We start from the raw sequence: 10,216 nt of genomic DNA on the forward strand, positions 1-10,216 counted from the left end.
GGGCGGGGGGGGGGGGGGGGGGGGGGGGGGGCGGCGGGGGGGGGGGGCGCCCCCCCCGCCCCCCCCCCGACGCGTGCCAGTCCAACATCAACGCCGAGTTTGGTTCCGCGCGGGTAGCCGGACACTTTGGTGCTAGCCCCGGTTCGCCACCGCTGCGCGGATGGCATCGAGCGCCTCGGAGATCTTGCCGGCGTCGGCTCCGCCGCCCTGGGCGACGTCGTCCTTGCCGCCTCCGCCGCCGCCAAGGACGCCGGCCGCGGTCTTCACCAGGGCACCTGCCTTGACGCCAGCCTCACGGGCGGCCTCATTCGTGGCCACGATCACTACCGGACGCCCGTTGGCTGCACCGGCAACGGCTACCACGGCCGCTTCGCTGCCCAGCCGGGACCGCAGGTCCAGGGCGAGCGTGCGCAGGTCATCCGCGCCGGAGACGGTACCGGCGTCATGTGCCAGCAGTCGGACACCGTCGATGTCCACTGCCGAGCCGAGCAGTGCAGCCGCGGAGGCAGCAAGCTGTTCGCGGCGCAGGCGCTCAAGTTCCTTTTCGACCTGCTTCAGCTTGGCCAGGGTGGCTGCCACACGCTCGGGAACCTGAACCGAAGGAACCTTCAGCAGTTCGGAGAGCTCGTTCACCAGGGCCCGCTCAGCTGCGAGGTGGCGGAACGCATCCATGCCCACGAAGGCTTCCACACGGCGGTTGCCCGAGCCGACGGACTGTTCACCCAACAGGGTCAGGGAGCCGATGCGGGAGGTGGAGTCAACGTGCGTGCCGCCGCAGAGCTCACGCGACCATTCGCCGTCGATCTCCACTACGCGCACCTGGTCGCCGTAGGCCTCACCGAACAGTGCCGTGGCACCGAGGGCCTTGGCGTCAGCCAGGGACATGATCTTCGTTTCGACCTTATGGTTGCTGCGGATGGCCAGGTTGGAGACCTCTTCGATCTCGGACTTGGCGGCAGCAGAGAGGCCTTCGCCCCAGGAGAAGTCGAACCGCAGGTAGCCGGCCTTGTTGAAGGAACCGCGCTGGAGAGCTTCCGGGCCGAGGATCTGGTGCAGGGCGGCGTGCACAATGTGCGTGCCGGAGTGTGCCTGCTCGGCTGCGTGGCGCTGCTCGGCGTCGACCGCTGCCTGTGCCAGGGCACCGGCGGAGATTTCACCTTCGCGGACCACGGCCTTGTGGACGGTGAGCCCCTTGACCGGGCGCTGTACATCGGAGACCTCAACCACGAAGCCGTCGCCGGTAATGAGCCCGACGTCGGCAGCCTGGCCGCCGGCTTCTGCGTAGAACGGCGTTTCGTCCAGGACCAGCTCGATTTCGGTGCCCTGGCCTGCGTAGGACACGGACTTGCCGTTGGAGACGATGCCGCGGACCGATGACTCGGTCCTCAGTTCGTCGTAGCCGGTGAACACGGTGTTGCCGGCCTTGAGCAGTTCGTTGAACACGGACATGTCCGAGTGGCCGTGCTTCTTGCCGCGCGCGTCAGCCTGGGCGCGCTGGCGCTGCTCCTGCATGAGGGACCGGAAACCGGCTTCGTCCACCTTGAGGCCGGCTTCTTCGGCCATCTCGAGGGTGAGGTCGATCGGGAACCCGTAGGTATCGTGCAGCGCGAAGGCGTCGGCGCCGGAGAGCGGCTTGCCTGCAGCCTTGGACTCCTGCACGGCGGCTTCAAGCCGCTCGGTGCCGGAGGCGATGGTGCGCAGGAACGCCTTTTCCTCGGCGTAGGCAATGCGGGAGATGCGGGCGAAGTCGGCTTCGACCTCGGGGTAGGTGCCCTTCATGGCGTCCCGGGAGACGGGCAGCAGTTCGGGCAGCACCGCGGTCTCGACGCCGAGCAGGCGCATCGCGCGCACGGCACGGCGGATCAGGCGGCGCAGCACGTAGCCGCGGCCCTCGTTGGACGGGGTGACGCCGTCGGAAATCAGCATGAGTGCCGAGCGGATGTGGTCTGCCACAACGCGCATCTTCACGTCGTCTGCGTGGTGCGGATCCGAGGGATCTTCGGCGGAGGTGTAGGCCTTGCCGGAGAGTTCGGCAGCCTTGTCCAGGACGGGACGGACCTGGTCCGTCTCGTACATGTTCTCCACGCCCTGCAGGATCATGGCCAGGCGTTCCAGGCCGAGGCCGGTGTCGATGTTCTTCTGCGGCAGTTCGCCGGCGACGTCGAAATCGGTCTTCGAGCGGACCTCGGAGAGCTGGTACTGCATAAAGACCAGGTTCCAGATCTCGATGTAGCGGGTCTCGTCCACGGCCGGGCCGCCTTCGAGGCCGTACGCCGGGCCGCGGTCGTAGTAGATCTCCGAGCAGGGACCGCCGGGGCCGGCCTGGCCGGTGTTCCAGTAGTTGTCAGCCTTGCCGGTGCCGATGATGCGCTCGTTGGGCACGCCGATCTTGTCCCGCCAGATGGCGCGTGCCTCGTCGTCGCGCTCGTCGCCGTCTTCGTAGACGGTGACCCAGAGCCGTTCGGGATCGAGCCCGTAGCCGCCCTCTGCCACGGGGCTGGTCAGCAGCTCCCAGGCGAAGGTGATGGCGTCTTCCTTGAAGTAGTCACCGAAGGAGAAGTTGCCGGCCATCTGGAAGAAGGTGCCGTGCCGGGCCGTCTTGCCGACCTCTTCAATGTCAGCGGTGCGGATGCACTTCTGGACGCTGGTGGCGCGGCTGTACGGCGGGGTCTCACGCGCGGTCAGGTAGGGAATGAAGGGCACCATGCCCGCAACGGTGAACAGCAGCGACGGGTCGTTGCTGACGAGCGACGCGGAGGGAACGACCGTGTGGCCCTTCCTGCTGAAGAAATCCAGCCAGCGGCGTGCGATCTCGTGGGACTTCATGGTGTTTCTTACCCTTCTGGTAAATCAATTCCGCGCAGGTCAGTGCGGGGTGGGGAATGTCAGCGGCGGGCTGAGGACATGGTCTGGGCCACCGTGTCCGTGGTGTCCAGGCCCAGGGCGGAACGGAGTTCGCCTTCACGCTGGGTCATGGCGTCACGGAAGGCGTCAGTGAAATCGTGCAGGGCGTCGGCGGCAGTGCCGACGGCGCGGTTCAGGCCGGCCGGGCCGAGGCTCTCCTTGGCGTCAGAGATGCGCCGGACTGCGATCACGCCGATGGTGATGCCGATCGACATCCAAAAGACACGCTTAATCATGTGCTGCTCCTGTAGTGGACTGCATGGCGGCGGAAGGCCCTAGCGGCTGCGGCGGCCGCGCCCGGCGGGGCGGCGGGAGGTCAGTGCGGTGCGGACTCCGTAAGTGAAGGCGGAGACCTTGATCAGCGGCGAACCGACGGTGGCGGCGATCAGGGACGTCAGCGCGGAAACGTTGGCCGACGCGTCGGAGACGTTCGAGGAAATGCCGTCAACCTTCTGCAGCTGCAGGTTCGTGGTGGAAACCGTGGTGGTGACCTCGTCGATCAGCGGGGTGGTTTCATCACTGAGGGTCTTGATCGATCCGCGAAGCTCATCGAAGACCTTCCCAAGCTTGAGGAGCGGGACGGCCAGCAGCGCAACCAGCACGGCAAAAACCCCGGCTGCGATCAGACCGGCAATATCTCCACCTGACATGGTTCTCCTTGGGTTGTTTTCGAAGAGTTTCCGCTATGTACCTTACCCATTGACGGGACAGGACACTTACTTGGCGGCGGCGCGTTCCCCCGTTCAGGGCCTGCGCACGGCCGCCGGGAAACGAAACAGCCCCCGGGCCGGGGCCGCGGGCTGTTCCATTTCGCCATACCTCCCGCAAAAGCGGGAAGAGAGTCGAATTAGCGTGCGTAGTATTCCACCACGAGCTGCTCTTCGCAGGTCACGGGGATTTCCGAGCGCTTCGGGCGGCGAACCAGGCGAGCCTGCAGCTTGTCCAGGGAGACATCCAGGTAACCCGGAACAGCGGGCAGGACGTCGCGGTGGGCGCCGGCAGCGGCAACCTGGAACGGCGTCATGGTCTCGCTGCGCTGGTGCACATGGATGAGCTGGCCTTCGGACACGCGGAAGGACGGGCGGTCCACGCGGGCGCCGTCAACCATGATGTGGCGGTGCACAACAAGCTGGCGGGCCTGGGCGATCGTCCGGGCGAAGCCGGCACGCAGCACGAGGGCGTCAAGACGCATCTCGAGAAGCTCGATCAGGTTTTCACCGGTCAGACCGGCGGTGCGGCGGGCTTCTTCGAAGACACGGGTCATCTGTGCTTCGCGTATGCCGTACTGTGCGCGCAGGCGCTGCTTTTCGCGCAGGCGGACTGCGTAGTCGCTGTCCTGCTTGCGGCGTGCGCGGCCGTGCTCACCCGGGGGGTAAGGCCGGCGCTCGAAGTACTTTGCTGCCTTGGGGGTCAAAGCAATGCCGAGGGCGCGCGAAGCGCGAGCCTGACGGCGTGCACGTGTTGAATTAGCCACGTTCACCTTTCACTGTTTTGGCGGTTTTGCCGCACGCACCGGGAAAACCCGCCGTGCACGGCTAATACGTAGTCACTGGCCTCCATTAGGGAGAGCTCCGGCCAACCGCTGCCTTCTGCTGCAACGCAGTTACCGGACACAGTTCCACCGCATCCGGAAGTGAATCCGGTCGGTTGGTGGGATTGTCCGGCAGTGCGCTTGCCAGTCAACCATCAATCCTAGCATGCACCCGGACTTGTGGCGGGCCTGGTGGCAGGCCCGCCGGACGGGCTGGATGGCGCGGTGGCCGCTACTGGCCGCTACTGGCCCGCTACTGACCGCGGATGATTCCGCGCAGGCGTTCCAGCCGGGCTGAAATGTCCCGTTCGGCGCCGTTGGCCGTGGGTTTGTAGTAGTCCTTGCCCACCAGGTCATCCGGCGCATACTGCTGTTTCGCCACCCCATGCGGCTCATCATGCGAATAGATGTAGCCCTTGCCGTGGCCCAGCTGCTTGGCCCCGGGATAGTGGGCGTCGCGCAGATGCGGCGGTATGCCCTTGCCGTACCCGGCCCGGACGTCCGCCGTCGCGGCACCAATCGCCTTGTACGCGGCGTTCGACTTGGGGGCGGTGGCTATGTGCACCACAGCTTCGGCCAGGATGAGCCGGCCCTCCGGCATGCCGATCAACTGCACGGCCTGGGCCGCGGCGACGGCGGTCTGCAGCGCCGTCGGGTCCGCCATCCCCACGTCTTCCGCGGCGGAGATCATCAGCCGGCGGGAGATGAACCGCGGGTCCTCCCCCGCTTCCAGCATCTTGGCCAGGTAGTGCAGGGCGGCGTCGACGTCGGAACCGCGCAGGGACTTGATGAAGGCGCTGGTGACGTCATAGTGCTGGTCCCCTGCCCGGTCATAGCGCAGCGCTGCAACGTCGAGGGCCTGCTCCGCATGTGCAAGTTCGACCGCGGGCACGGTAACGTCAGGGTCCCGTTCCGAGTAGGCAACGCCGGCGGCGGCTTCCAATGCGGTCAGCCCGCGGCGGGCGTCCCCTGCGGCGAGGCGCACCAGGTGCTCCAGCGCCTCTTCACTGAGTTGAACCCGGCCCGCCAGGCCCCGCTCATCCTCGACGGCGCGGACCAGCAGTCCGGCGATGTCCTCCTCGGTGAGGGGCTTGAGCGTCAGCAGCAGGGAACGGGAGAGCAGCGGGGAGACCACGGAGAAAGACGGATTCTCCGTAGTGGCGGCGATCAGGACAACCCAGCGGTTTTCAACACCAGGCAGCAGGGCGTCCTGCTGGGCCTTGTTAAACCGGTGGATCTCGTCCAGGAACAGAACGGTGGTGATGCCGTGCAGATCCCGGGCGGTCAGCGCCTCGTCCATGACCCGGCGGACGTCCTTGACGCCGGAGGTGATCGCGGACAGTTCCACGAACTTACGGCCGGGCCCGCGGGCTACAACGTGCGCCAGTGTTGTTTTGCCGGTGCCCGGAGGACCCCACAGCATCACGGACGAAGGGCCGGCCGGGCCTCCCTGAGGTGCTTCGGCGAGGGTCCGCAGCGGGGAGCCGGGCGCCAGCAGGTGCTGCTGGCCCACTACCTCGTCCAGAGTGCGCGGGCGCATCCGCACCGCAAGCGGGCTGCGCGGGCGCTGCCGGGCGTCGCCCTCTGCCGCGGCGCCGTCGTCGTCCTGCTGGTCCTGATCCTCACCGCTGTTGAACAAGTCATTCACGGTTCAAGGCTACCCGTGCCATCGAGATGACACTTACGGCTCCTTTCAGCGCTGAAAAGAGCCGTAAGTGTCATCTCGATGGGCATGATGCACTAGATGGACTGTTAGAGGGAAACGGAGCCGTCGATGCAGGTGACGGACTCGCCGCCAACCCAGATCCGGCCTTCGCGGGTGAACACCCGGACCAGGCCGGAACGGTGGACGGCGGTGCCCTGGGTGACCGTGTAGCGCTCCTCGGCAATTCCATCGCCGATCAGCCACTGGGCGAGTCCGGCATTAAGGCTTCCGGTGACCGGATCCTCGGAGACTCCGAGTCCGGGGGCGAAGGCGCGGACCTCGAAGTCAGTCTCCGCTGACTCCGGCTGCGGGCCAATTACTCCCACCCGCAGGTCGCCGATTGCGGCATGGTCCGGCCGCAGTGAGAGGACCGTCTCAGCGTCCGGCAGCAGAAGTCCCAGCCAGCCCGGTCCGTTGTCCACCCACTGGTGGCCGCGGACCTGGTCCGGCGTGAGCCCGAGCGCGGCCGTCACACGGGCCAGTGTCCCCTCCTCCACAGGCCCGGTGCGGATCAGCCGAGGTGCTGCAAAGGCGGCCAGGCCTGCGTTGACCCGGAGCGGCACCAGCCCAATTCCGCACTCCTGAACCACTAGACCCGGCTTCATCGGCGTATTTCCGGCCTCGGTCCACGCGTGGCACGTTCCCAGGGTGGGGTGCCCGGCGAACGGGATTTCGCCGCCCGGGGTGAAAATCCGCACCCGGTAGTCGGCCTCGTCCTGCGTCGCCGGGAGGATAAAGGTGGTCTCGGAGAGGTTCGTCCAGCGGGCGAACTGCAGCATGGCCTCGTCGTCGAGGTCTTCCCCGTCCAGGACCACGGCCAGCGGGTTGCCCTGGTACGGCTTGCTGCCGAAAACGTCTACCTGTTTGAACCAGCGTTGTCTCATGCGGACACTGTAATAGCTGGCCGCACGTGCGCGGCAAAGCGTGCCGATGGTGTCCGCTAGGCTCTGCGCATGAGAAACGGAGCGGGCTCCCGCAAACCCGTTGCAGCAGCTGCGGCCGCACTGGGCGGTTCAGCTGAGCTGGTGGACTTCCTGATCCCGCTGTGGGCAGGGATTGAGCTCGGCCTCTGCAGCGCAGCCATTGGGATGCTCATCGCTGTGGAGTTGACCGTCTCGGTGGCAGCGCGGCCCCTGGCCGGCCGGCTGGCCGACACGTTCACCCGGACCCGCGTCGCAGCAGCGGGCGCGTTCCTCTACGCCCTCAGCTGCCTCGGTTACGCTATGGCTGGCTCCTGGCCCTGGGCAGTGGCAGCGGCGGCTGTGGGCGGTATTGGCGGTGCGCTCTTCTGGATAGCCGTCCGTGCCGTCGCCGCCGAGTCTCTGGACACCGATTCGGGTTCCCTGGCCGGGCTGCTTTCCTCTGAGTCCTTCGGGTCCTGGTTCTTTTGGATCCCGGCTATGGTGCTGCTGCCGACCATCGGATTCTTCGGCGTCTTCATTGCGCTGGCCGTTGTCTGCCTGGCGGCCGCCCTCTGGCTGCTGCTGGTCCGCAGCGCGCCGCCCCGGGTCCAGGACGATCCGCGCGGCAGGGCGAAAGGCTCCGGCCTGGGACCGCTCCTTTTCCTGGCCGGTTTGACGGCAGTGGCCGAGGCCGGTGTGGGACTGCTGCTCCTGCTGCATCTGCAGAACGCAGTCGGTCTGGAGGTCTACCAGATCGCACTTGTCTACCTGCCCGGCGGCATTGCGCTGACGGTTCTCCCCCGGGTGCTGCACCGGTTCACCGAGCGGCGCGGGCGCCGGACAGGTTACATCGCGGCGTCGACTGCCTCGGCCGTGGCCGCAGTCGGCCTGGCATTCACTCCGTCTCCGCTGCTCATCGCTGCGCTGTGGGTACTAACGTGTGCTTCCTGGGCGCTGTTGATTCCGATGCATGGAGCGGTAGTGGCTGAGGCCGGCGATCACCGGCTCGGCCGCGGAATGGCACTCCTGAGCAACGCGGGACTGATCGGTGCCGCCGCAGGGTCCCTGCTGGCAGGCTTCCTTTACGACGGCGCTCCCTGGCTCCTCTCCTGCCTGGTGCTGGGCGCTGTCATCCTCAGCGGGGCCGCGCTGGGTCCCATGGTCCTGCACCGGATGGGTGTTCGGGACAGGCCGGACAATCCAGCCGTGGCGCCTGACCCCGTGGAAACAGGAAACAGGCCGGCAGCCGGTTAGGTACCCCGTTACGAAGTGTTGCCCTGCATGGCCGGAATGTGACGGTCGTTTGCCCCGGGACACCCCGGCTCCTAGATTGGTAGCCAGAATCAAGAGTTCCAGCCACAGGCCCTGGCCGGCTGGACGGCAACCCTCTCGCCGTAGCGGGGTGCTCCAGGTGACGATTCGGCCGTTCCGGTGGATCTCCCGGTCCGGCAAGTACAGCGTCAGCCTCCACGGTTCCGCACCGCAGGCTGCGCCTCAGGCAGAGGAATCTCCATGGCACTTGAAACTGATCTCCAGCCGAATGCACTGCGTCAGGCCTTTGGGCGTTTTCCGTCCGGAATCGCAGCGCTCTGCGCCGAAGTGGATGGTGCACCGCAGGGAATCGTGGCCTCTTCCTTCACCGTCGGAGTCTCGATGGATCCGCCCCTGGTGATGTTCGCGGTGCAAAACACCTCCCGCACCTGGCCGCTGCTTCGTACGGCAGGCCGGATCGGTGTATCCATCCTGGGCACAGGGCACGACGGCGTCTGCCGCCAGATCGCTTCCCGCGACGGTGACCGCTTTGCCGGGCTGAGCCTGCACGAAGCCGACACCGGTGCCCTGTTCCTGGACGAGGCCGCCCTCTGGCTCGAAACCTCGGTTGAGAACGAGATTCCGGCCGGGGACCACGCCGTCGTTCTGCTTCGCGTGCACGGCTACTCCACCCACGACGGCGCACATGAGCCGCTGGTCTTCCACGGGTCGGCGTTTAGGAATCTCGCGGTACCCGCGTTCGTCTGAGTCGCCCGCCCTCGCAAAACGCTCCGTTTTGGGAAATCGCTCCGCCGCGCCGCGGAGCAAACAGCACAAACCGGAGCAGCTTGGGGCAACCCATGCCTATCGGATCCACCCGGGCGACTCACTAAGCTCAAATAGTGACTCCCGAAACTCCCGTATCTGCCCGCCCGTTTGCCCAGGTTGATGTGTTCAGCCCCGAACCCTTCGGCGGCAACCCGCTCGCCGTCGTCCTTGAATCCTCCGGACTCAGTACCGCCCGGATGCAGCGATTCGCGAACTGGACCAATCTGTCCGAGACCACCTTCCTGCTGCCCCCGGACGATTCGCAGGCCGACTACCGGGTCCGGATTTTCACCCCCACTGAGGAACTGCCGTTCGCCGGGCATCCCACCCTGGGCTCTGCCCAGGCCTGGCTGGAAGCCGGAGGAAAACCCCGGCAGGAGGGCATCCTCGTCCAGGAATCCGCTGCCGGCCTGGTGCGGATCAAAACGGACGACGGCGGCCGGCTGGCTTTTGCGGCTCCGGCGCTGACGCGGTCGGGACCTGTTGCCGAGGAGGTGCTGGACCGCGTTGCGGCAGGCCTGGGACTCTCCCGGCAGGCGCTGCGGGACGCTGCCTGGCTGGTCAACGGCCCTGAATGGATCGGCGTGCTGCTGGACTCGGCAGCGGAGGTGCTGGCCATCCGTCCCAACTACCCGGCCATGGCCGGCTTGGCTGTCGGCGTCATCGGCCCGCACCCCGACGGCGAGTCCACCGGGTTTGAGGTGCGCACGTTCATCTCCGATGACCTCCCCTGTGAGGACCCGGTGACAGGCAGCTTCAACGCCGGGGTGGCCCAGTGGCTGATAGGAAGCGGCCGGGCACCGTCGTCGTACATCGCTGCCCAGGGAACAGTCCTTGGCCGGACCGGACGCGTCCACGTGGAAGCCGACGGTGCGGGCATCTGGGTGGGCGGGGAATGCACCACCCGGATCACAGGGACCATCAGCATCTGAGGCAGCGGATCGCTGCGTTTTGGAACATCGCGCCGGTTTGGGACATCGCTCCGCCGCGCCGCGGAGCGAACTGCACAAAGCGGAGCGGAATGCGCTAGCCGGCCGCATCGTGAAGGTTACGGACAGCAATGGACCCCGGCGGGCCCCCGCGGGGGCGGGGCGG

9 protein-coding genes and 1 riboswitch are annotated in these 10,216 nt (G+C 66.9%); of the genes, 3 read left to right on the plus strand and 6 right to left on the minus strand.

Annotated elements, in window-relative coordinates; all coding sequences use genetic code 11:
- Positions 1–132 precede the first annotated feature (132 nt).
- The 6 genes from alaS to TVC13_RS17490 form a co-directional block, all read right to left on the minus strand.
- Entirely contained in the window at positions 133–2,826 is a 2,694-nt protein-coding gene (alaS, locus tag TVC13_RS17465) for an alanine--tRNA ligase (protein ID WP_422402406.1), read from the minus strand.
- A gap of 59 nt (positions 2,827–2,885) precedes the next feature.
- Complete coding sequence (locus tag TVC13_RS17470) at positions 2,886–3,140, minus strand: hypothetical protein (protein WP_422402407.1); 255 nt, start codon at positions 3,138–3,140, stop codon at positions 2,886–2,888.
- A gap of 39 nt (positions 3,141–3,179) precedes the next feature.
- Positions 3,180–3,554 (minus strand): DUF948 domain-containing protein, encoded by a 375-nt coding sequence (locus TVC13_RS17475; protein WP_422402408.1) that lies wholly within the window; start codon positions 3,552–3,554, stop codon positions 3,180–3,182.
- A 197-nt stretch (positions 3,555–3,751) separates the two neighbouring features.
- Complete coding sequence (gene rpsD / locus TVC13_RS17480; protein ID WP_191746511.1) at positions 3,752–4,378, minus strand: 30S ribosomal protein S4; 627 nt, start codon at positions 4,376–4,378, stop codon at positions 3,752–3,754.
- A 310-nt stretch (positions 4,379–4,688) separates the two neighbouring features.
- Positions 4,689–6,083, minus strand: a complete 1,395-nt coding sequence (locus tag TVC13_RS17485; RefSeq protein WP_422402409.1) for a replication-associated recombination protein A — start codon at positions 6,081–6,083, stop codon at positions 4,689–4,691.
- A gap of 104 nt (positions 6,084–6,187) precedes the next feature.
- Complete coding sequence (locus TVC13_RS17490) at positions 6,188–7,024, minus strand: PhzF family phenazine biosynthesis protein (RefSeq protein ID WP_422402410.1); 837 nt, start codon at positions 7,022–7,024, stop codon at positions 6,188–6,190.
- 69 nt (positions 7,025–7,093) lie between these two features.
- On the opposite strand from TVC13_RS17490, the gene TVC13_RS17495 reads away from it, so the two are divergent.
- The 3 genes from TVC13_RS17495 (at position 7,094) to TVC13_RS17505 (ending at position 10,053) form a co-directional block, all read left to right on the plus strand.
- Positions 7,094–8,296: an MFS transporter gene (locus TVC13_RS17495; protein WP_422402411.1), complete on the plus strand. Its 1,203-nt coding sequence runs from the start codon at positions 7,094–7,096 to the stop codon at positions 8,294–8,296.
- A gap of 87 nt (positions 8,297–8,383) precedes the next feature.
- Positions 8,384–8,503: riboswitch (SAM riboswitch) on the plus strand.
- A 51-nt stretch (positions 8,504–8,554) separates the two neighbouring features.
- Positions 8,555–9,061 carry a flavin reductase family protein gene (locus TVC13_RS17500; RefSeq protein ID WP_422402412.1) on the plus strand — a complete coding sequence of 169 codons (507 nt, stop codon included), beginning with the start codon at positions 8,555–8,557 and terminating at the stop codon, positions 9,059–9,061.
- A 134-nt stretch (positions 9,062–9,195) separates the two neighbouring features.
- On the plus strand, positions 9,196–10,053 hold the full coding sequence (locus TVC13_RS17505) for a PhzF family phenazine biosynthesis protein (RefSeq protein ID WP_422402413.1): 858 nt from the start codon (positions 9,196–9,198) through the stop codon (positions 10,051–10,053).
- The last annotated feature ends 163 nt before the right edge of the window (positions 10,054–10,216 follow it).

It is taken from the genome of Arthrobacter sp. 3Tela_A (assembly GCF_049311025.1).
In the GTDB taxonomy this organism is placed as follows: Bacteria; Actinomycetota; Actinomycetes; order Actinomycetales; family Micrococcaceae; genus Arthrobacter_B.